The organism is Flavobacterium sp. WC2416, assembly GCF_041200095.1.
GTDB lineage: Bacteria > Bacteroidota > Bacteroidia > Flavobacteriales > Flavobacteriaceae > Flavobacterium.
Genome location: NZ_CP165626.1, coordinates 284,419 through 304,990 on the forward strand (window position 1 = coordinate 284,419; position 20,572 = coordinate 304,990).

General features: G+C 33.8%; 21 protein-coding genes and 1 tRNA gene. 17 read left to right on the forward strand and 5 right to left on the reverse strand.

Features of this window, described 5'->3' with window-relative positions; genetic code table 11:
- Positions 1-225: 225 nt before the first annotated feature.
- Positions 226-573 carry a toxin-antitoxin system YwqK family antitoxin gene (locus AB3G39_RS01220; protein WP_367756620.1) on the reverse strand — a complete coding sequence of 116 codons (348 nt, stop codon included), beginning with the start codon at positions 571-573 and terminating at the stop codon, positions 226-228.
- A gap of 229 nt (positions 574-802) precedes the next feature.
- Here AB3G39_RS01220 and aspS point away from each other — a divergent pair, with 229 nt between their 5' ends.
- From aspS to AB3G39_RS01300, 16 genes are all read left to right on the forward strand, one after another.
- Positions 803-2,548 (forward strand): aspartate--tRNA ligase, encoded by a 1,746-nt coding sequence (gene aspS, locus AB3G39_RS01225; RefSeq protein WP_369765827.1) that lies wholly within the window; start codon positions 803-805, stop codon positions 2,546-2,548.
- A gap of 131 nt (positions 2,549-2,679) precedes the next feature.
- Entirely contained in the window at positions 2,680-2,874 is a 195-nt protein-coding gene (locus tag AB3G39_RS01230) for a cold-shock protein (RefSeq protein ID WP_007137066.1), read from the forward strand.
- 220 nt (positions 2,875-3,094) lie between these two features.
- Entirely contained in the window at positions 3,095-3,460 is a 366-nt protein-coding gene (locus AB3G39_RS01235) for an NADH-quinone oxidoreductase subunit A (protein ID WP_367773071.1), read from the forward strand.
- 64 nt (positions 3,461-3,524) lie between these two features.
- Positions 3,525-4,073 (forward strand): NADH-quinone oxidoreductase subunit B, encoded by a 549-nt coding sequence (locus AB3G39_RS01240; RefSeq protein WP_367756611.1) that lies wholly within the window; start codon positions 3,525-3,527, stop codon positions 4,071-4,073.
- 4 nt (positions 4,074-4,077) lie between these two features.
- Positions 4,078-4,599: an NADH-quinone oxidoreductase subunit C gene (locus AB3G39_RS01245; RefSeq protein WP_367773069.1), complete on the forward strand. Its 522-nt coding sequence runs from the start codon at positions 4,078-4,080 to the stop codon at positions 4,597-4,599.
- Positions 4,600-4,631: 32 nt separating this feature from the next.
- Positions 4,632-5,870 carry an NADH-quinone oxidoreductase subunit D gene (locus AB3G39_RS01250; protein WP_367756607.1) on the forward strand — a complete coding sequence of 413 codons (1,239 nt, stop codon included), beginning with the start codon at positions 4,632-4,634 and terminating at the stop codon, positions 5,868-5,870.
- A 3-nt stretch (positions 5,871-5,873) separates the two neighbouring features.
- Positions 5,874-6,404, forward strand: a complete 531-nt coding sequence (gene nuoE, locus AB3G39_RS01255; protein ID WP_367756605.1) for an NADH-quinone oxidoreductase subunit NuoE — start codon at positions 5,874-5,876, stop codon at positions 6,402-6,404.
- A gap of 1 nt (position 6,405) precedes the next feature.
- On the forward strand, positions 6,406-7,773 hold the full coding sequence (gene nuoF, locus AB3G39_RS01260) for an NADH-quinone oxidoreductase subunit NuoF (protein ID WP_367773068.1): 1,368 nt from the start codon (positions 6,406-6,408) through the stop codon (positions 7,771-7,773).
- An 86-nt stretch (positions 7,774-7,859) separates the two neighbouring features.
- Complete coding sequence (locus tag AB3G39_RS01265; RefSeq protein WP_367773067.1) at positions 7,860-8,909, forward strand: 2Fe-2S iron-sulfur cluster-binding protein; 1,050 nt, start codon at positions 7,860-7,862, stop codon at positions 8,907-8,909.
- 6 nt (positions 8,910-8,915) lie between these two features.
- Positions 8,916-9,968 carry an NADH-quinone oxidoreductase subunit NuoH gene (gene nuoH, locus AB3G39_RS01270; RefSeq protein ID WP_367774093.1) on the forward strand — a complete coding sequence of 351 codons (1,053 nt, stop codon included), beginning with the start codon at positions 8,916-8,918 and terminating at the stop codon, positions 9,966-9,968.
- 137 nt (positions 9,969-10,105) lie between these two features.
- Entirely contained in the window at positions 10,106-10,651 is a 546-nt protein-coding gene (locus AB3G39_RS01275; protein ID WP_367756599.1) for an NADH-quinone oxidoreductase subunit I, read from the forward strand.
- Positions 10,651-11,163: an NADH-quinone oxidoreductase subunit J gene (locus AB3G39_RS01280; RefSeq protein WP_367756597.1), complete on the forward strand. Its 513-nt coding sequence runs from the start codon at positions 10,651-10,653 to the stop codon at positions 11,161-11,163. The genes AB3G39_RS01275 and AB3G39_RS01280 overlap by 1 nt, the downstream gene beginning before the upstream one ends.
- 1 nt (position 11,164) lies before the next feature.
- Positions 11,165-11,485: an NADH-quinone oxidoreductase subunit NuoK gene (gene nuoK / locus AB3G39_RS01285; RefSeq protein WP_007137055.1), complete on the forward strand. Its 321-nt coding sequence runs from the start codon at positions 11,165-11,167 to the stop codon at positions 11,483-11,485.
- A gap of 6 nt (positions 11,486-11,491) precedes the next feature.
- A complete protein-coding gene (gene nuoL, locus AB3G39_RS01290; protein WP_369765828.1) occupies positions 11,492-13,375 on the forward strand; it encodes an NADH-quinone oxidoreductase subunit L in 1,884 nt (627 codons plus the stop codon).
- 9 nt (positions 13,376-13,384) lie between these two features.
- Positions 13,385-14,827 (forward strand): NuoM family protein, encoded by a 1,443-nt coding sequence (locus tag AB3G39_RS01295; protein ID WP_369765829.1) that lies wholly within the window; start codon positions 13,385-13,387, stop codon positions 14,825-14,827.
- Between the two features lie 13 nt (positions 14,828-14,840).
- Positions 14,841-16,211 carry an NADH-quinone oxidoreductase subunit N gene (locus AB3G39_RS01300; RefSeq protein WP_369765830.1) on the forward strand — a complete coding sequence of 457 codons (1,371 nt, stop codon included), beginning with the start codon at positions 14,841-14,843 and terminating at the stop codon, positions 16,209-16,211.
- A gap of 470 nt (positions 16,212-16,681) precedes the next feature.
- Here AB3G39_RS01300 and AB3G39_RS01305 read toward each other — a convergent pair.
- Positions 16,682-16,755, reverse strand: a tRNA-Ile gene (locus AB3G39_RS01305).
- 125 nt (positions 16,756-16,880) lie between these two features.
- The gene (gene mce / locus AB3G39_RS01310; protein WP_367773060.1) at positions 16,881-17,282 is read right to left on the reverse strand and encodes a methylmalonyl-CoA epimerase; all 402 of its coding nucleotides are present in this window, start codon (positions 17,280-17,282) and stop codon (positions 16,881-16,883) included.
- Between the two features lie 232 nt (positions 17,283-17,514).
- Between mce and AB3G39_RS01315 the strand changes: the two genes are divergently transcribed.
- Positions 17,515-19,179 carry an Ig-like domain-containing protein gene (locus AB3G39_RS01315; RefSeq protein ID WP_369752959.1) on the forward strand — a complete coding sequence of 555 codons (1,665 nt, stop codon included), beginning with the start codon at positions 17,515-17,517 and terminating at the stop codon, positions 19,177-19,179.
- Here AB3G39_RS01315 and AB3G39_RS01320 read toward each other — a convergent pair.
- Both AB3G39_RS01320 and AB3G39_RS01325 read right to left on the reverse strand, forming a co-directional pair.
- Positions 19,176-19,943: an amidohydrolase gene (locus tag AB3G39_RS01320; RefSeq protein WP_369765831.1), complete on the reverse strand. Its 768-nt coding sequence runs from the start codon at positions 19,941-19,943 to the stop codon at positions 19,176-19,178. The two genes, AB3G39_RS01315 and AB3G39_RS01320, sit on opposite strands and share 4 nt — an antisense overlap.
- Positions 19,944-20,250: 307 nt before the next feature.
- A complete protein-coding gene (locus AB3G39_RS01325; protein WP_367773053.1) occupies positions 20,251-20,529 on the reverse strand; it encodes a hypothetical protein in 279 nt (92 codons plus the stop codon).
- Positions 20,530-20,572: the final 43 nt, after the last annotated feature.

Below are 20,572 nucleotides of genomic sequence, written 5' to 3' on the forward strand. Positions count from 1 at the left end.
ATACTAAAATCCTAGAAAGCAAAAAAGTCTGATACATTTAAAACACATACAAAACCGCAATTGAATGATAATTGTACATTCATCTGAGTTCTACAATTACTAACTACTAAGTCGAAATTATGTCTAATACTATTTTCTAAACTTCAAAATCGATTGCTCCATTGTTCGGGCATAAAAAAAGGCTTTCATAAACTGAAAGCCTTTTTATTGAATTATATTTTTTAATTAATCAACGTTAACTAAATTATCTTTTTTCCAGTTTTTAACAGAAGCAACTCTATTATCCGAATAATCAACTTCACTTAGAACGGAATCATTCCAGTAAAACCATTTACCAACTTTTTGTCCTTTATCGTATTCAGCAACTGCTAATTTATTCCCATTGGCATCAAAAGAAACCCATTGTCCTTGCAATTTTCCGTTTTTATAAAATCCTTCTTGTTGTACTTGTCCATTTTCATGGTGATAAGTAACTTTCACCATATTTCCAACAGCTTCTAATTTTGGTTCTTTATTTTGTGCGAATATCATACCTGAAATTAACACGGCTGCAATCATTATATATTTTTTCATCGTATAAGGTTTTAATTGTTATCTCCACAAATATAACGATGTATTTACAATTAAAAAACTATTTGATAACAATTTAGTAACATTGGACGAAAGCTTAACATTGGAAATTGAAAATATATTAACTTAGAATTACTAAAAAATCTAATTTCTCAATTCATTGTTCATAATTAGTCCTAAATTTGCAGCTGGGTCAAATGGCCTACTGTTGAAATAATATAAAATTGTAATAATGTATAGAAGTCATAATTGTGGCGAATTAAATGCCTCACATATAAATACTGAAGTAACTTTAGCTGGTTGGGTTCAAAAATCTCGTGACAAAGGATTTATGAATTGGGTTGATTTAAGAGATCGTTATGGTATTACACAATTAATTTTTGACGAAGGTCGTACCGAAAAAACGGTATTTGAACTAGCAAAAACTCTTGGACGTGAATTTGTAATTCAAGTTAAAGGAACGGTTATCGAACGTGAAGCCAAAAACAAAAACATTGCTACAGGAGAAATTGAAATTTTAGTTACTGAACTAAACATTTTGAACGCCGCCTTAACACCACCTTTCACTATTGAAGATGAAACAGATGGTGGTGAAGACATTCGAATGAAATACCGTTACCTTGATATAAGAAGAAATCCTGTAAAAAACAGTTTGCTTTTTCGTCACAAAGTAGCCATGGAAGTTCGAAAATATCTTTCCGATTTGGATTTTTGTGAAGTAGAAACTCCATACCTAATTAAATCAACACCAGAGGGAGCTAGAGATTTTGTTGTACCTTCTCGAATGAATGAAGGACAATTCTATGCTTTACCTCAATCCCCACAAACCTTCAAACAATTATTGATGGTAGGTGGAATGGACAAATATTTCCAAATCGTGAAATGTTTCCGTGATGAAGATTTACGTGCGGACAGACAGCCAGAATTCACACAAATCGATTGCGAAATGGCATTTGTAGAACAAGAAGACATTTTAAATGTTTTTGAAGGACTTACCCGTCATTTACTAAAAGAAATAAAAGGAATTGAAGTAGATAAATTTCCTCGTATGACGTATGAACATGCCATGAAAACCTACGGGAATGACAAACCAGATATCCGTTTTGGAATGGAGTTTGGAGAATTAAACGAAGTAGCTAAAAGCAAGGAATTCCCGGTTTTCAATGCTGCTGAATTAGTTGTCGGAATCGCCGTTCCAGGAGCTGGAAACTACACCAGAAAAGAAATTGACGCATTAATCGAATGGGTAAAGCGTCCACAAGTTGGTGCTTCAGGAATGGTTTATGTGAAATGTAACGAAGATGGGACTTATAAATCATCTGTAGATAAATTTTATGACCAAGCTGATTTATCCAATTGGGCAAAAACTACAGGAGCGCAAGCTGGAGATATGATCTTTGTACTATCTGGTCCTGCTGACAAAACAAGAGCGCAACTAAGTGCCTTGCGTATGGAACTAGCTACACGATTAGGTCTAAGAAATCCTGCAGAATTTGCACCATTATGGGTTGTTGATTTCCCATTATTGGAATTTGATGAAGAATCAGGACGTTATCATGCTATGCATCACCCCTTTACTTCACCAAAACCAGAAGACATGCACTTATTAGAAACCAATCCAGGAAAAGTTCGTGCCAATGCATATGACATGGTTTTGAATGGAAATGAAATTGGAGGAGGTTCTATACGTATCCATGATAAAGCAACACAACAATTAATGTTTAAATATTTAGGATTTACTGAGGATGAAGCCAAAGCACAATTTGGATTCCTAATGGACGCATTCCAGTTTGGAGCCCCGCCACACGGAGGATTAGCTTTTGGATTAGATCGATTAGTTGCTATCTTAGGAGGTCAAGAAACAATACGTGACTTCATTGCTTTCCCTAAAAACAATTCAGGTAGAGATGTGATGATTGATGCGCCGTCTCCTATTGACGAAACACAATTAAAAGAACTACACATCAAATTAAGCTAAGGTATTTAGTCGGTACTATTTGTTGGAAAACGTTGAATATCAATTATTTTAATAAAAAAAATGACATTGATAGTATTCGTATTATATTATATATTATATTTGCCTCATTATAAATTATTATTACTATTACAATGCGTACAGGTACAGTTAAATTTTTCAATGAGTCAAAAGGTTACGGATTCATTACAGACGAAGAAACAGGAAAAGACATTTTTGTTCACGCTTCAGGAATCAACGCGGAAGAATTACGCGAAGGTGACAGAGTTAGCTATGAAGAAGAAGAAGGAAGAAAAGGAAAAGTTGCTGCGAAAGTAGCAGTTATCTAAGCAAAAATTATTTTTTGCCTACGAATGTTTAAAAACGTTTCGATTTATTTCGAAGCGTTTTTTTTTGATTATACTCAAACCGAAATACACTACTATTTATAATCATTAAAAATTAATTAAAAAACACATTTTCAAATAAACTAATTTCATTCATTAACTTGTGTTTTAATTCCTTGAAACCTATCTTTGTCACTTATTTTAGTACCTAAAAATAATAATTATGCAATCTGATCAACTAAATTATATTCCCATTTTAATACAGTTTATACTTGCTGTAGGATTTGTAGTAGGAACCATTATCGTTTCTGGCAAATTAGGACCAAAAAGAAAGTCAGAAATCAAAGACAAAAACTTTGAATGTGGCGTTGAATCCGTTGGTAATGCACGTATTCCTTTCTCTGTTAAATACTTTCTAGTCGCGATATTATTTGTTCTATTTGATGTGGAAGTAATTTTCCTGTATCCATGGGCAATTAACTTCAAAGAACTAGGAATGGAAGGAATGGTGAAAATGGTAATTTTCATGCTTTTACTATTGGTTGGATTTTTCTATATCATCAAAAAGAAAGCGTTAGTTTGGGAATAAAGAATAATTTTAAATATTGAATTTCAATTCTATATTTCTAATATATAATTCAAAAAAATAAAAAATGAGCGATTCGAATATAAAAATGGTTGCCCCGCCAGAAGGTGTTGTAGGAGAAGGATTCTTCGCTACAAAACTGAATGATGTAGTAGGAATGGCTCGCGCCAATTCACTTTGGCCATTGCCTTTTGCAACTTCATGTTGTGGAATTGAATTTATGGCTACTATGGCATCACATTATGACTTAGCACGATTTGGATCTGAGCGAGTTAGTTTTTCTCCTCGTCAAGCAGATATGTTAATGGTAATGGGAACTATTTCTAAAAAAATGGCTCCAATTTTACGTCAGGTATACGAGCAAATGGCAGAACCTCGCTGGGTAATTGCTGTTGGTGCTTGTGCTTCTTCAGGAGGAATTTTTGATACGTATTCTGTATTACAAGGTATAGACAAAGTAATCCCTGTAGATGTATATGTTCCTGGATGTCCGCCAAGACCAGAGCAAATAGTAGATGGAGTAATGAAATTACAAGAATTAGTTAGAACAGAATCTGTAAGAAGAAGAAGTTCTCCAGAATACCAAGAATTATTGGCTTCTTATAATATCAAATAACAAAATGGCTTTAGAAACAATAGAAATTCAGGATAAATTGACAGAGACATTTGGTGCTACGGTCTTCAATTTTAATCAAGAAAGAGATGTGTTTTCATTAGAAGTAGCTTCCGACAAAATAACGGCAGTGATCCTTTTTTTGAAAAATGACCCTATATTGCGTTTTCACTTTTTAACTGATTTATGTGGTATTCATTATCCAGATAACGAAGTAGACAGACAGTTTGCAATTGTATATCATATGCACAATTGGTACGAAAACAAACGCATAAAAATTAAGGCCTTTATTAATGGTGAAAAACCAGAAATAAAAACAATATCAAACATTTTCTTAAGCTCCAATTGGATGGAAAGAGAAACGTATGATTTTTATGGAGTTAACTTTATTGGTCACCCTCAATTGAAACGTATTTTAAATATGGATGAGATGATTTCTTTTCCAATGCGAAAAGAGTTCCCAATGGAAGACGGCGGAAGAACCGATAAAGACGACCGTTTTTTCGGTAGAACAATAGACAATTGCTAAAAACAGAATATATAATTTTTCACATTCTATAAATGTCAGAACTATTATTACCACCAGAGCATCGATATGCTAAAATAATAAAAGAGAAGCTAAACGAAGATGGAAGCGAGCTTTCAATTCTAAATTTAGGTCCTACTCACCCCGCTACGCACGGAATTTTTCAAAACATTTTGTTGATGGATGGGGAGCGAATTTTAGAAGCGGAACCTACTATTGGCTATATTCATAGAGCTTTTGAAAAAATAGCTGAAAACCGTCCTTTTTACCAAATTACACCACTTACAGACCGAATGAATTATTGCTCGTCTCCTATTAACAATATGGGATGGTGGATGACTTTGGAAAAACTACTGGATATTGAAGTACCGAAGCGCGCACAATATTTAAGAGTAATTGTAATGGAGTTAGCCAGAATTACAGATCATATTATTTGCAACTCTATTTTAGGAGTAGATACAGGAGCTTATACTGGTTTCCTTTATGTATTTCAATTTAGAGAAAAAGTATACGAAATCTACGAAGAAATTTGTGGAGCTCGATTGACAACTAATATGGGAAGAATTGGTGGTTTCGAAAGAGATTGGTCACCAGAAGCTTTTAGAAAATTAGATGTTTTTTTAGAAGAGTTTCCAGCAGCTTGGAAAGAATTTGAAAACCTATTCGAAAGAAACAGGATTTTTATTGATAGAACAGTTAATGTAGGTGCAATTTCTGCTGAACAAGCTATGGCTTATGGCTTCACAGGTCCTAACTTACGTGCTGCAGGTGTTGATTATGATGTACGTGTTGCACAACCATATAGCTCTTATGAAGATTTTGACTTTGTAATTCCTGTTGGAAAATCAGGAGATACTTACGATCGTTTTTGCGTTCGTAATGCCGAAGTTTGGGAAAGCTTAAGTATCATTCGTCAAGCATTAGCAAAAATGCCAGAAGGAAATGATTTTCATGCAGATGTTCCAGACTATTATCTTCCTCCAAAAGAAGATGTATACACTAATATGGAGTCATTAATCTATCATTTCAAAATTGTAATGGGAGAAGTTCCTATTCCAGTGGCAGAAATATATCATCCTGTTGAAGGTGGAAATGGGGAACTAGGTTTTTATTTAGTAACAGACGGAAGTCGTACTCCTTATAGATTGCATTTTAGAAGACCTTGTTTTATTTATTACCAAGCCTATCCAGATATGATAAAAGGTTCATTACTATCAGATGCGATTGTTATTTTATCAAGTTTAAATGTAATCGCAGGAGAATTAGACGCATAAATTATGAAATGTACCCCTTACAAACAAGAAATAAATATGACTGACGAGTTGATGAATCGCATCAATGAATTAATTAGTCATTATCCCGCAGACAAACGAAAATCAGCTTTATTACCCGTTCTACACGAAGTGCAAGATGCTCATGAAAATTGGCTTAGCACAGAACTAATGGACAAAGTCGCTGAAATTATTCAAATTCTACCAATTGAAGTCTATGAAGTAGTTTCGTTCTACTCCATGTACAATCAAAAACCTATTGGAAAATATATGTTTGAATTTTGTCAAACTTCTCCTTGTTGTTTAAAAGGAACTGAAGATTTGATGGACTATACTTGTGAAAAATTGGGCGTTAAAATAGGTGAAACCACTGCTGACGGTCTATTTGAAGTAAAAGGAGTTGAATGTCTAGGTGCTTGTGGATACGCACCAATGATGCAATTGGGTGATTTTTACAAAGAAAACCTTACCGAAGACAAAATTGATCAGTTAATCGCTGATTGTAGAGATAATAAAATAATATTACACGATAAATAAGATGTCAAAAAAAATATTATTAGATAAAATAAACGTTCCCGGAATCAAAACTTACGAAGTATATCGTAAAGAAGGTGGCTACGCATCTGTAGAGAAAGCAATGAAAGCAATGACTCCTGACGAAGTTGTTGAAGAAGTAAAAAAATCAGGACTTCGTGGTCGTGGTGGTGCTGGATTCCCTGCTGGAATGAAATGGAGTTTTATTGATAAAAAATCAGGAAAACCAAGACATTTAGTTTGTAATGCCGATGAATCAGAACCAGGAACTTTCAAAGACCGTTATTTGATGGAATTTATTCCTCATTTATTGATCGAAGGAATGATTACTTCTAGTTTTGCATTGGGTGCAAACCTATCGTATATCTACATTCGTGGAGAATACATGTGGGTTTATAAAATATTAGAAAGAGCCATTGCCGAGGCGAAAGCAGCCGGTTGGTTAGGAAAAAATATATTAGGTACAGGTTACGACTTAGAACTTTACGTTCACTGTGGGGCTGGTGCTTACATCTGTGGTGAAGAGACTGCATTAATTGAATCATTAGAAGGAAAAAGAGGAAATCCTCGTATCAAGCCTCCATTTCCAGCAGTTTCTGGATTGTGGGCAAATCCTACTGTGGTAAATAATGTAGAAACAATTGCTTCAGTGCCATGGATTGTAAACAATTCAGGTGATGAATATGCCAAAATAGGGATTGGAAGATCTACTGGAACTAAATTAATTTCTGCTTCAGGACATGTAAAAAACCCTGGTGTTTATGAAATTGAATTGGGCTTATCTGTTTATGAATTTATGAATTCTGACGAATATCTTGGCGGAATGAGTTCTGATAGACCTTTGAAAGCTTTAGTACCTGGAGGATCATCTGTACCCATTTTACCTGCTGATTTAATTTATAAAACAGCAAACGGTGATGATCGTTTGATGACGTATGAGTCTTTAAGTGATGGAGGATTTGCAACAGGATCAATGCTAGGTTCTGGAGGATTTATCGTTTACAATGACACTTCTTGTGTTGTACGAAACACTTGGAACTTTGCTCGTTTTTACCACCATGAAAGCTGTGGACAATGTTCCCCTTGTCGTGAAGGAACAGGCTGGTTAGAAAAAGTATTGTGGCGTATTGAAAACGGACAAGGTCGTGAAGAAGATATTGATTTGCTTTGGAGTATTCAAAGTAAAATTGAAGGTAACACGATTTGCCCACTTGGAGATGCTGCTTCATGGCCAGTAGCAGCAGCTATTCGTCATTTTAGAGATGAATTTGAATACCATGTTCGTTTCCCAGAAAAAATAAAAAATAGAAATCACTTTGTAGAAGAACCATTTGCTCAAGTAAAGCACTTAGTAACAAAACAAACAGTTTAAAATAGTTTCAAGTTTCAAGTTTTTTTTAGTTTCAAGTGTAACAACCTGAAACTTTAAACTTTAAACTAAAAAAACAAAAGTAAGAAATGAAAGTAACAATAGACGGTCAAAGCATAGAAGTAGAACCAGGAACAACTATCCTGCAAGCAGCACGTATGATTGGTGGTGAATCTGTTCCCCCAGCGATGTGCTATTATTCTAAACTAAAAGGAAGCGGTGGAAAATGCCGTTGTTGTTTAGTGGAAGTAGCTAAAGGTAGTGAAGCAGATCCAAGACCTATGCCAAAATTGATGGCTTCTTGTGTAACAGGATGCATGGATGGTATGGAAGTAAACAGCAAATCTTCGGATAGAGTAAGAGAAGCGAGACAATCTGTAACTGAATTTTTATTGATCAATCACCCTTTAGATTGTCCAGTTTGTGACCAAGCGGGAGAATGCGATTTACAAGATTTAAGTTTTGAACACGGAAAATCAAAAAGCCGTTTCATAGAAGAAAAAAGAACATTCGAACCAGAAAATATAGGTCCAAATATTCAATTACATATGAACCGTTGTATCCTTTGTTACCGTTGTGTAATGGTTGCTGATCAATTGACAGACAATCGTGTACATGGAGTTATGGACAGAGGAGATCATTCGAATATTTCTACTTGTATTTCCAAAGCAATTGACAATGAATTCTCTGGAAATATGATCGATGTATGTCCAGTAGGTGCATTAACTGACAAAACATTCCGTTTCAAATCAAGAGTTTGGTTCAACAAACCCTACGATGCACACAGAGAGTGTACTACTCCAGGATGTTGTGGAAAAACTACGGTTTGGATGTTTGGTGACGAAATTCAAAGAGTTACAGGTCGTAAAGATGTGTACCATGAAGTAGAAGAATTCATTTGTAATGAATGTCGTTTTGACCACAAAGATCCAGCGGACTGGGTTATTGAAGGACCAAGAGAATTTGATAAAGATTCGGTTATCAATCAAAACAATTACACACAAAAACTAGACACAGTAACGATTGCTACCGAAGAAGGAATTCTAAAAGGTAGAGAACAAGATCGTAAAAAGATAAGCATGCCTGCTATCCCATTGGATAAAGAAGATCAAGAAAAATTTAATCACGGAAATCTTTAACCTATGATCGATAGTACTATAATTATAGAAAAAAGTGTCATCATCTTAGTTGTTTTTGCAATTACAATGGTAATGGCGATGTATTCTACGCTTGCTGAACGTAAAGTAGCAGCTTGGCTTCAAGATAGAATTGGACCAAATAGAGCTGGTAAAGGTGGAATTCTTCAACCGTTAGCTGATGGTTTAAAATTATTCTCGAAAGAAGAATTTGAACCTGACACAAAAAATAGATTTTTATTCTTCGTAGGGCCAGCAATTGCTATGAGTACTGCTTTGATGACCAGCGCAGTAATTCCTTGGGGAGATAAGTTTCACCTTTTTGGTAGAGACATTATTTTACAAGCGACTGATATTGATGTAGCCTTATTATATGTATTTGGTGTAATGTCAGTGGGAGTTTACGGAATCATGATTGGTGGATGGGCATCTAATAATAAATTCTCTTTGATGGGAGCGGTTCGTGCTGCATCACAAATGATTTCTTATGAAGTTGCTATGGGATTGTCTATTATTGCTTTGTTGATGATGACAGGAACATTGAGTTTGAGAGAAATTGCTGCGCAACAACCCGGAATGCACTGGAATGTATTTTACCAACCATTATCATTTTTCATATTCTTAATTTGTGCTTTTGCTGAAACAAATAGAACACCATTTGACTTAGCGGAATGCGAAAGTGAATTGATTGGTGGATACCATACGGAATATTCCTCTATGAAAATGGGATTCTACCTATTTGCTGAATATGCAAATATGTTTATTTCTTCTACCATTATAGCTGTTTTGTTCTTTGGAGCTTACAACTATCCAGGAATGGCTTGGGCAGTAGAACACTGGGGAGTGAATATTGCTAACGTAATAGGAATTGGAGTTTTATTTGGAAAAATATGTTTCTTCATCTTCTTTTACATGTGGGTAAGATGGACTATTCCAAGATTTAGATACGATCAATTGATGCATTTAGGTTGGAGAGTATTAATTCCGTTATCAATCATCAATATTATAATCACTGGAATTGTGATTTTGAGAGATCAAATCGCCATTTATTTCGGATTTTAAATAGCATCAAAAAAACGCCTAGCCCTGATAGCAGTGGAAATCCTTTTATCCTGAACTTGTTTCAGGATCCTGAAACAAGTTCAGGATAAAAGATTGAAACGAATAGCAGGAAGAAGCTTTAAATAAAAAATAAAAAAATGTCAATAGAAGCCATATCCTTATCGGGAAGAAAAAAGCAAGTCTCTAATAAAGAGATGAGTTTTTTGGAAAGAATGTACATTGTTGCAATTGTCAAGGGTTTGATGATTACAATCAAGCATTTATTTACAAGAAAAGTTACGATTCAATATCCAGAACAAGTACGTGAAATGAGTCCCGTTTACCGTGGTCAACACATGTTGAAACGCGATGAGCAAGGAAGAGAAAACTGCACTGCTTGTGGATTATGCGCTTTATCATGCCCTGCGGAAGCAATTACCATGAAAGCCGAAGAACGTAAGCCGGAAGAAAAACATTTGTACCGTGAAGAAAAATATGCTTCGATTTATGAAATCAATATGTTGCGTTGTATTTTTTGTGGTTTGTGTGAGGAAGCTTGTCCAAAAGACGCTATTTACCTGACTACTTCAAAAGTATTGGTTCCTTCCAGTTATGAAAGAGAAGATTTTATTTTTGGAAAAGATAAATTGGTTATGCCATTAGATATCGCAATGAAAAATGCACAACTTAAAAACGCCAACTAATGTCAACTATACTTATTATATTTTGTGTTTTAGCTGCCATCACATTGTCAACTGCATTTTTGACAATCTTTAGCAGAAACCCAATTCACAGTGCGCTATATCTTGTTGTTTGTTTTTTCTCGATTGCAGGACATTATTTATTATTGAACTCACAGTTTCTAGCCGTGGTTCATATCATAGTATACTCGGGAGCAATTATGATTTTGTTTCTATTCACGATCATGTTAATGAACTTGAATAAAGAAAATGAAGTTCATAAACCTAGAATCACTCGTTTAGGAGCTATTGTTTCCTTTTGTTTGATTTGCTTGGTTCTACTTGCTGTTTTCATCAACTCGAAACCAATTACTGGTGAATACGACTTTACTGGTGAAGATTACCAATCAATAAAAGTTTTAGGAAAAGTACTATTGAATGAGTACATGGTTCCATTCGAATTTGCCTCTATCTTGCTTTTAGTAGCAATGATTGGAACGGTTCTATTGTCTAAAAAAGAAAAAACAGAGAAATAACATGAACAATATTTTAAATGAAATAGGCATCGAAAACTATATCTTCCTTTCTGTGATACTTTTTAGTATTGGAGTTTTCGGAGTATTATATAGACGTAATGCCATCATCGTATTTATGTCAATCGAAATTATGCTTAATGCTGTCAATCTTTTGTTTGTTGCTTTTTCTACTTACCATCAAGATGCACAAGGACAAATTTTTGTATTTTTCTCTATGGCCGTGGCCGCTGCCGAGGTTGCTGTAGGATTAGCAATACTAGTTTCGATATTTAGAAATTTAGGTTCAATTGACATCAATAATTTAAAAAACTTAAAAGGATAAATTTCAATGGATACAAGTTTAACTTTACTCTTATTACTAGCTCCTTTTATAGGATTTTTATTTAATGTTTTCTTCGGAAAAAGCATCGGTAAATCGGCTTCTGGAATTCTTGGGACATTAACTGTCGCAACTTCATTTGCAGCTTCTGTGTACTTTTTCATGCAGATTAGCCAAACTCATCAAGCAATCCAAATTCAATTGTTTGATTGGATTCAAATTAGTAATTACAAAGTAGACTTTGGTTTTCTTTTAGACCAATTATCTATTTTATGGTTGCTTTTTGTAACAGGTATTGGTTCATTGATTCATATGTACTCGATCAGCTATATGCATGATGACGAGAACATGCACAAGTATTTTGCTTATTTGAATTTATTTATCTTCTTCATGATTACTTTGGTAATTGGAAGCAATTTATTGGTATTATTCATCGGTTGGGAAGGAGTTGGACTTTGTTCTTACCTTCTTATCGGGTTCTGGCATAAAAATCAAGAATTCAATGATGCTGCTAAGAAAGCATTCATCATGAATAGAATTGGAGATCTTGGATTACTAATCGGGATATTCATTATTGGATCTATGTTTTCTACTTTAGATTATGCTACTTTAAAAACTGCAATTACAGGTGCTACTGATCTTAATATGTATTGGATTTCTATCGCTGCTTTTGCATTGTTCATAGGAGCTTGTGGAAAATCAGCACAAATCCCATTGTACACTTGGCTACCAGACGCGATGGCAGGACCTACACCAGTTTCAGCATTAATACATGCGGCAACGATGGTAACTGCAGGAATCTTTATGATCACCAGATTGAATTACTTATTTGATCTTGCACCAGATGTTCAAAACATCATTGCCATTGTAGGAGCTGTTACCTCTCTTGTAGCTGCAACAATAGCATTAGTTCAAACGGATATTAAAAAAGTACTAGCCTACTCTACTGTTTCTCAACTAGGATTAATGTTCTTGGCATTAGGATTAGGAGCTTACGAAGTAGCTGTATTCCACGTCATCACTCACGCTTTCTTTAAAGCTTGTTTGTTCCTTGGATCAGGTTCAGTAATACATGCGTTACATGGCGAACAAGACATGAGAAAAATGGGTGGATTGAAAAAAGTAATGGGTATTACTTTTATTACTTTCTTAATCTCTTCATTAGCCATCTCAGGAATCCCTCCTTTTTCAGGGTTTTTCTCGAAAGATGAAATATTGATGGTTGCTTTTGAGCACAACAAAATACTGTGGTTCATCGCTTCATTAGCTTCTTTAATGACAGCTTTCTATATGTTCCGTTTATTATACCTTACTTTCTTTAATGATTTTAGAGGTACGGCTGAACAAAAAAGTCATTTACACGAAAGTCCTTCTTTAATCACGTTCCCATTAATTGTTCTAGCAATTTTAGCAACTATAGGCGGATTAATTAGTTTACCTACAAATAGCTGGTTGAACGAATACTTGGCTCCATTATTTACAAAAGTAGCTACTGAAGAACACCATTTTGGAACAACAGAATACACTTTGATGTTAATTGCTGTGATTGGTGGATTAGTTGGAATAGGGATTGCTTACGCCAAATACATTAAACAAAATAGCGTTCCAGAAGAAGATTCACAAATTACTGGATTTGCCAAAGTACTTTATAATAAATACTATGTTGATGAAATCTATGATTCTATATTTGTAAAATCAATAAACGGTTTATCAAAATTCTTTAGAGATAATGTAGAAACTACTTTATCGTCTTTAGTTTTCGGTCTAGGAAAAGTAACCAACGAAATAGGTTTTCAAGGTAAAAAAATACAAAACGGAAGTATCGGACGTTATCTGTTTGTTTTTGTATTAGGCATTTGTGCCATCATAACCTATTTATTTTTAGCTCAATAATTTTATACTATGAATGTATCTCTAATATTAATTATACTTTTAGTTGGCGCATTTGCAACTTATATCGCTGGTGATAAACTAGCTTCAAAAGTGGCTTTGTTCTTTGGAATAGCAGCATTAGGCTGTTCGATTGTATTGTTAAACCATTATAATTTAGGTGAAAACATAAGCTTTTTATGCCAATGGATAAATCAACCCAATGTTTCTTTTGCTTTAAAGGCAGATGGATTAGCAATTGCCATGCTTTTATTGACAACAGCATTGACACCGATCATTATTTACACTTCATTTGGTACTGAATATAAAAATGCGAAAGCATTTTATGCACTTATCTTATTTATGTCATTTGCCATGGTAGGAACATTCCTTGCAGCAGATGGACTTTTATATTATATCTTCTGGGAATTATCTTTAATTCCAATCTACTTTATCGCATTAATTTGGGGTAATGGCGATGCTGAAGAGCGTAAAAAAGCAGTTGTAAAATTCTTTATCTACACTTTAGCAGGTTCTTTATTTATGCTTGTTGCTTTTATTTATCTATATCAAAAAGCAGGAAGTTTCTTAATCGAAGATTTATATAAATTAAATTTATCCGCAGCAGAACAATTATGGATCTTTTTGGCGTTCTTTTTAGCATATGCTATTAAAATTCCAATTATTCCTTTCCATACTTGGCAAGCGAATGTGTACCAAAAAGCACCCGCTGCAGGTACGATGTTACTATCTGGTATCATGTTAAAAATGGGATTATATAGTGTGATTCGTTGGCAGTTGCCAATTGCTCCGCTTGCAGCCAAAGAATACATGAACATCTTTATCGCTCTAGGAATCGCTGGAGTAATCTACGGATCGATTGTCGCTTTAAGACAAAAAGACCTAAAGAAATTACTGGCTTACTCTTCGTTAGCACACGTAGGGCTAATTGCAGCAGGAACCTATACATTGACTGTTGACGGATTACGAGGTGCGGTTTTACAAATGATTGCGCACGGATTTGTAGTAGTTGGATTGTTCTTTATCTCTGAAATAATCTTCAGAAGATATGAAACGAGAACCATTGCTGAAATGGGTGGTATTCGTACACAATCACCAAAATTTGCTTCCATGTTCTTGATTTTAGTATTGGCATCAGTTGCCTTGCCTACTACTTTCAACTTTGTGGGTGAGTTTACGGTTTTATATAGTTTATCTCAAATCAATGTTTGGTTTGCTCTTTTAGGCGGAACAACGATTATCCTAGGAGCTTACTATATGTTAAAAATGTACCAACAAGTAATGTTAGGAGAAACCAATACAAAAGTGTTTGCTGATGTAACTTTAAAAGAAGGATTAGCTTTGGTACTTATCATTGCAGTATTATTTTTTTTCGGATTGTATCCAAAACCAATTACAGACTTGATTACTCCAAGTTTGGAAAATATTTTAACTCAAATTAATAGAATTAACTAGTCAAATAAAAAAAATGAATACATTAATAGCTATAATAGGATTAGGTGTTTTATGCCTTTTATTTGAAATTTTCGAATTAAGAAAAGCCATTGTTCCTATAACAATTATTGGATTATTGGCCATTCTTGGTCTGAACATATCTGAATTTAATTCTCCACAATCGTATTACAATAATATGATTATTGTGAGTAAGTTTTCTACAGCATTCACTGGTTTGTTTATCATACTAACGATTTTCTTAGTAGCATTGAGTCATAAATTTTATGAAAATCACCAAACTAAGATATCTGATTTTATCGCCATTAAAGTTTTTTTATTGGCAGGGACTGTAGCAATGGTTTCATTTGGGAACTTAGCCATGTTCTTTTTAGGAATAGAAGTGTTGTCTATTGCTCTTTATATTTTGGCGGCTAGCAATAGATTAAGTATCAAAAGTAATGAAGCCGGATTGAAATATTTCTTAATGGGATCTTTTGCTTCAGGAATTATTTTGTTCGGTATTTGTTTAATTTACGGAGCTATGGGAACTTTTGATGTAACTGAAATCAGTGAATTGTCAAGATCAGCTGAATTACCAGTTTGGTTTCCTATCGGAATTGCATTAGTAACAATAGGAATGTTTTTCAAAATTGCTGCTGTACCCTTTCATTTTTGGGCTCCTGATGTTTATGAAGGTTCACCAGCTTTGACGACTGCTTTAATGAGTACATTGGCAAAAGTTGTTGCTATCGCTACCTTATTTAAATTACTAACAGTAATGAATGCAGACTTGTCTCCTTCTTTCCAAATCGTAATTGTAATCATTTCTATGGCTTCCATGACAGTGGGTAACATTATGGCATTGCGTCAAGTAAATGTAAAGCGTATGTTGGCTTTCTCTGGAATTTCACATGCTGGATTTATGTTGATGACATTACTAAGTATTACAAATGCTGCTGGAAGTTTACTGTATTATACATCTGCTTATGCGTTAGCAGGAATCGCAGCGTTTAGTGTTATATTGTATGTTTGTAAAAATACCGAAAATGAAGATATCACCAATTTTCATGGATTAGGAAAAACTAATCCCTTATTGGCCGCAATTCTAACTGCCTCCTTGTTATCGATGGCGGGTATTCCAATTTTTGCTGGATTCTTTGCAAAAATGGTTTTATTCAATCAAACGATTCAAGCTGGTTATATTGCTTTAGTAATAGTTGCTGTAGTAAATTCGATTATAAGCGTAGGATACTACTTTAAATTAATTCTTGCAATGTATACGAAAGAAGCTAATGAAACAAGAACAGGAACGCCAGTTGTAATATATGCTGTTGCGGTAATTGCAATTGTTTTGAATATTGCTTTAGGTTTATTTCCCTCATTAGTACTAGATTTAATAGCATAACAACATAATTAATTTTATACAAAAAGCCCCGTCAAAATATTTTGACGGGGCTTTTTGTATAAAATTACAAGAGCTTCTATTAAACTGAAGTCTTCGTTTTTAACGTATTTGTATAAATAATATATATCCCAAATAATAGCGCTAAAATAAATAAAACTATAATATTATCGTCTATTGGAAGCCCTGGTGGAGGTGGTGGTTTTTTTCCAGTCGGAGACGGTGGACCTGAACCAGCACCATTGCCAGCAGTAAGGTCCATAATCCAAAATAGGAAAATGAATAAAATATAAAATTTGTTTGACACAATCTTCATTGGCTTCAAAAATAGTAAATTAGCTGACAAAAAAAAATCTATTTAACCTTAAATAACATACAATCTCCTTTAACATATAAAGATACGATATTTTAACTAGTCTGGTTTTTGCCTATATTAAAAAACCCTTCAAAATAATAATTTTGAAGGGTTAATGTGGTCCCACCTGGGCTCGAACCAGGGACCACCTGATTATGAGTCAGGTGCTCTAACCAGCTGAGCTATAGGACCGGTTTAGAGTTTGCAATATTACTACTATTTTTTCTTTACTCCAAATATTTTTTACTTAGTTTTCTAGATAATTGCAATTATAAAACCATAAAAATTCAAAACTACTGATTATAAGAATTCTAAAATTATTTTATTTCTTGACACAACTCAATTAACACCCCATTTGTGCTTTTTGGATGCAAAAAGGCTACTATTTTATTATCTGCTCCCTTTTTTGGAACATCATTCAATACTATAAAGCCTTCTTTTTTTAATCGGGCAATTTCCTGAACGATATCTTCCACATCAAATGCAATATGATGAATGCCTTCTCCCTTTTTCTCAAGAAATTTAGCAATTGGACTATCTGGGTTTGTAGCTGCAAGAAGTTCGATTTTATTAGGGCCATTTTGAAAAAAAGAAGTCATCACACCTTCACTAGCCACTTCTTCTGATTTATAAGCTGGAGCTCCAAATAATTTTTCGAATAAAGCATTAGATACATCCAAATCTTTAACTGCAATTCCAATATGTTCAATTTTTCTCATTCCTCTAATTTTATTAAATAACTTTATCTTGTATAACCTGTTGTACAATACTCCAAATTTACTAATTAAAATCTCAAAAAAATTTTACCCAAAAATACAACTACAACTTATTTCATTATAGCATATGAAAGCGTTCTATTTCAATTCAAATTAGGCAATCATAATAAATCTATAAAAATTTCAATTACCGTAAATATAATTGTTATTTTGTATTATCAAATTCAAATTCTATATGTTGAAAAATAGCACACTCATTATATTTATACTTTTAGCATTATCACTAGCCAATTGTGCTAAAAGAGGAACTATAACAGGCGGTCTTAAAGACACTATTGCTCCCGTTTTAACAATGAGCTTCCCAAAAAACTTCAGCACAAATTTTAAAGGCGATGAAATCAAATTAGTTTTTGACGAAAACATAAAATTAAAAAACCTAAACAAGCAATTAATTATTTCACCTCCTATGAAACAGGAGCCTCTAATATTACCTACAACTGCTAGTAAGTTTCTAACCATAAAAATAAAAGACACCTTACAACCCAATACCACCTACAGTTTTAATTTTGGTCAAAGTATTGCTGACAACAACGAAGGTAACCCTTACAATCAATTTAAATATGTCTTCTCTACAGGAGATTTTATTGATTCACTAGCTATAGGCGGCAAAATAAAAGATGCTTACGATAAAGAAGTAGAGTCTTTTGTCTCTGTCATGTTGTATGAAGTAAATGACAGCTTTAAAGATTCGGTTGTCTACAAAGACACTCCAAGATATGTTACTAATACTTTAGATAGCTTAAAAACGTTTCGATTAGAAAATTTAAAAGCGGGAAAATATCTATTAGTAGCTCTAAAAGATAAAAATAGTAACAATAAATTCAACCCTAAAGAAGATAAAATAGGATTTAGAAAACAATATATTACTATCCCAAACGACTCCATTTTTGAGTTGGAGCTCTTCAAAGAAACACTAGATTATAAAGCTTTAAAACCTAGTCAAGCTTCTGGTAATCGATTATTACTCGGTTATAATGGCAAACAAAACTTAAAGAACTCAAAACCTCAAATCACGCTTAAAAAAGGTTCTGATGTGATTCCAACCATCATTACACAAATGCCAAAAAAAGATTCTTTACAAATATGGTATAAACCTATAAAAGCAGACTCTTTGGCTTTATCTGTTTCCAAAGGGAAATACCAAGAAAATTTCATGTTGAAAGTTAAAGATCAGAAAAAGGATTCTTTAAACATATCTGCCTTGCAGAATGGGATATTGAATTTTAGAGACCGATTCACTTTAGAAAGCTCAATACCGCTTATTAAATTTGACAATTCAAAAATAAAATTAGTTTCAAAAGATTCAACAGCAATAGATTTTACAACCGAATATGATGATTTTAATCAAAAACTATATTTTGATTTCAAAAAATCTCCTGCTGAAAAATACACTATTTCACTTTTACCAGGTGCGCTTACTGATTTTTATGAAAAAACTAATGATAGCTTAACCTACAATCTAACTACAAAGAATACTGCCGAATATGGTAATCTACGCGTACAATTGCAAAACGTAAAGCATTTTCCAGTAATAGTGGAGCTTACCAATGCAAAAGGAGACGTCATCGCTTCAGAATATTCTGAAAAAAACAATGTCGTCGACTTCAATTTACTTGACCCCGCACTATTTACCCTTCGAATTATTTATGATGATAATAAAAACAAACAATATGACGCTGGTAATTATTTAGAAAAAAGATACGCCGAAGAAGTGGTTTATTTTTCTAAAGAAATAGATGTGCGTGCCAACTGGGATGTAGACCAAGTTTTTGATGTAAGCCTTCCTTATACGCCTGAGCCAAAAAAGAAAATAGATCCCAAGAAAAATTCTAGTTTTTAATTTATAATTTCAAAATTATCTTTATCACTTAAAAAATTAAGCTTTTTACGAACTTCAATTAATTTAGGTTTATCAAGAGTGGTTATAAAAACACCTTCCTGTTCCATTGGTTCAATCAAATGTTCTCCTAAGTAATCTACCACTTGTGAGTGACCTACATATTCATATCCATTATTGTCGTTCCCTATTCTATTTACACCAATAGTATAACTCATATTCTCAATAGCACGTGCTGCAAGTAAAGTATCCCAAGCTTTAATCCTAGTTTTAGGCCAACTTGCTACATAAATCAATAGGTCGTAATCCTCTACGTTACGAGAGAAAACCGGGAATCGCAAGTCATAACATACCAATGGACAAATTTTCCAACCTAGGTAGTCTACAATCAATTTTTGAGCACCTCTAGAGTATACTTTATCTTCCCCTGCGAGTGTAAACAAATGTCGTTTGTCATAATGCTGTATTTCTCCAGAGGGAAATACAAATAACATGCGGTTGTAAAAAATTGAGTGCTCTACAATGACAACACTTCCAGTTATGGCGCAGTTTTTGGCTTTCGCCAAAGCTTGCATCCACAACACTGTTTTGCCGTTCATTGGCTCCGCCACTTGGCCTGGTTCCATCGTAAAACCGGTTGTAAACATTTCAGGAAGTACAATGAGATTGATACTATCCTCAATTGCATTGATTTTTTCTTCAAAATAAGTTCTGTTTGCATCTGGGTTTTCCCAAACTATGGCCGACTGTATTACTACTACTTTCATTTTATAAAGTTACTAAAAAATGAAATACAGATGATGGTGTTTTATCGTGAATTATGACATGTGAAATTGGAATGCAGATGACGCAGATGACGCGGATTTAAACGGATTTACACGGATAGTAAAGAAGGGTTTAAAAAAAGATTATGCTATTTTAGTTTGTCGATTTGTATTTCCTGCTCCTTGTTGTAGGCACAAAGTTGGGAGACTTTGCGCAGCACGCACCGACAAACTAAACACTTCGGACAGCGGGTTTTTTTTAAGTTATAAAATAGGAGTGTTTAAGGCTAAACGAAAATGCGATTTATTTCTATTTAAGAATTTTTAATATTTTTTCAGAATAGGCATCACATTCTGAGTTGGTTAAATACAAATTAAAAGCTTGATTCAAAACTTCTTTAGTGATTATAGACAACTGCTGTATTGTAATGTCTTTTTCTGGAAAATCATATTCTATTGAAAGTCCAAAAATAATATCTTCAACTTCTGTTTCATAGTCATTTAAATCAGTCACCCTATGTTTAGCGTCTCCTAAAGGGTTCCAGTGCGTTAATATCTTCTTAACTTGTTCAATTTTTTGCTGATTCATTTTCTATATAGTTGTTTTAATTTAGCTTCACACGTTTATTTAA

Excerpts from the sequence above, each read along its gene's own strand:
- AB3G39_RS01275 (WP_367756599.1), top strand. The coding sequence starts at position 10,106 with ATGTCAATAGAAGCCATATCCTTATCGGGAAGAAAAAAGCAAGTCTCT.
- nuoL (WP_369765828.1), top strand. The coding sequence starts at position 11,492 with ATGGATACAAGTTTAACTTTACTCTTATTACTAGCTCCTTTTATAGGA.
- AB3G39_RS01300 (WP_369765830.1), top strand. The coding sequence starts at position 14,841 with ATGAATACATTAATAGCTATAATAGGATTAGGTGTTTTATGCCTTTTA.
- AB3G39_RS01220 (WP_367756620.1), bottom strand. The coding sequence starts at position 573 with ATGAAAAAATATATAATGATTGCAGCCGTGTTAATTTCAGGTATGATA.
- AB3G39_RS01280 (WP_367756597.1), top strand. The coding sequence starts at position 10,651 with ATGTCAACTATACTTATTATATTTTGTGTTTTAGCTGCCATCACATTG.
- AB3G39_RS01320 (WP_369765831.1), bottom strand. The coding sequence starts at position 19,943 with ATGAAAGTAGTAGTAATACAGTCGGCCATAGTTTGGGAAAACCCAGAT.
- nuoK (WP_007137055.1), top strand. The coding sequence starts at position 11,165 with ATGAACAATATTTTAAATGAAATAGGCATCGAAAACTATATCTTCCTT.
- AB3G39_RS01265 (WP_367773067.1), top strand. The coding sequence starts at position 7,860 with ATGAAAGTAACAATAGACGGTCAAAGCATAGAAGTAGAACCAGGAACA.
- nuoE (WP_367756605.1), top strand. The coding sequence starts at position 5,874 with ATGAAATGTACCCCTTACAAACAAGAAATAAATATGACTGACGAGTTG.
- AB3G39_RS01240 (WP_367756611.1), top strand. The coding sequence starts at position 3,525 with ATGAGCGATTCGAATATAAAAATGGTTGCCCCGCCAGAAGGTGTTGTA.
- mce (WP_367773060.1), bottom strand. The coding sequence starts at position 17,282 with ATGAGAAAAATTGAACATATTGGAATTGCAGTTAAAGATTTGGATGTA.
- AB3G39_RS01315 (WP_369752959.1), top strand. The coding sequence starts at position 17,515 with ATGTTGAAAAATAGCACACTCATTATATTTATACTTTTAGCATTATCA.
- AB3G39_RS01325 (WP_367773053.1), bottom strand. The coding sequence starts at position 20,529 with ATGAATCAGCAAAAAATTGAACAAGTTAAGAAGATATTAACGCACTGG.
- nuoF (WP_367773068.1), top strand. The coding sequence starts at position 6,406 with ATGTCAAAAAAAATATTATTAGATAAAATAAACGTTCCCGGAATCAAA.
- AB3G39_RS01250 (WP_367756607.1), top strand. The coding sequence starts at position 4,632 with ATGTCAGAACTATTATTACCACCAGAGCATCGATATGCTAAAATAATA.
- aspS (WP_369765827.1), top strand. The coding sequence starts at position 803 with ATGTATAGAAGTCATAATTGTGGCGAATTAAATGCCTCACATATAAAT.
- AB3G39_RS01235 (WP_367773071.1), top strand. The coding sequence starts at position 3,095 with ATGCAATCTGATCAACTAAATTATATTCCCATTTTAATACAGTTTATA.
- AB3G39_RS01230 (WP_007137066.1), top strand. The coding sequence starts at position 2,680 with ATGCGTACAGGTACAGTTAAATTTTTCAATGAGTCAAAAGGTTACGGA.
- AB3G39_RS01295 (WP_369765829.1), top strand. The coding sequence starts at position 13,385 with ATGAATGTATCTCTAATATTAATTATACTTTTAGTTGGCGCATTTGCA.
- AB3G39_RS01245 (WP_367773069.1), top strand. The coding sequence starts at position 4,078 with ATGGCTTTAGAAACAATAGAAATTCAGGATAAATTGACAGAGACATTT.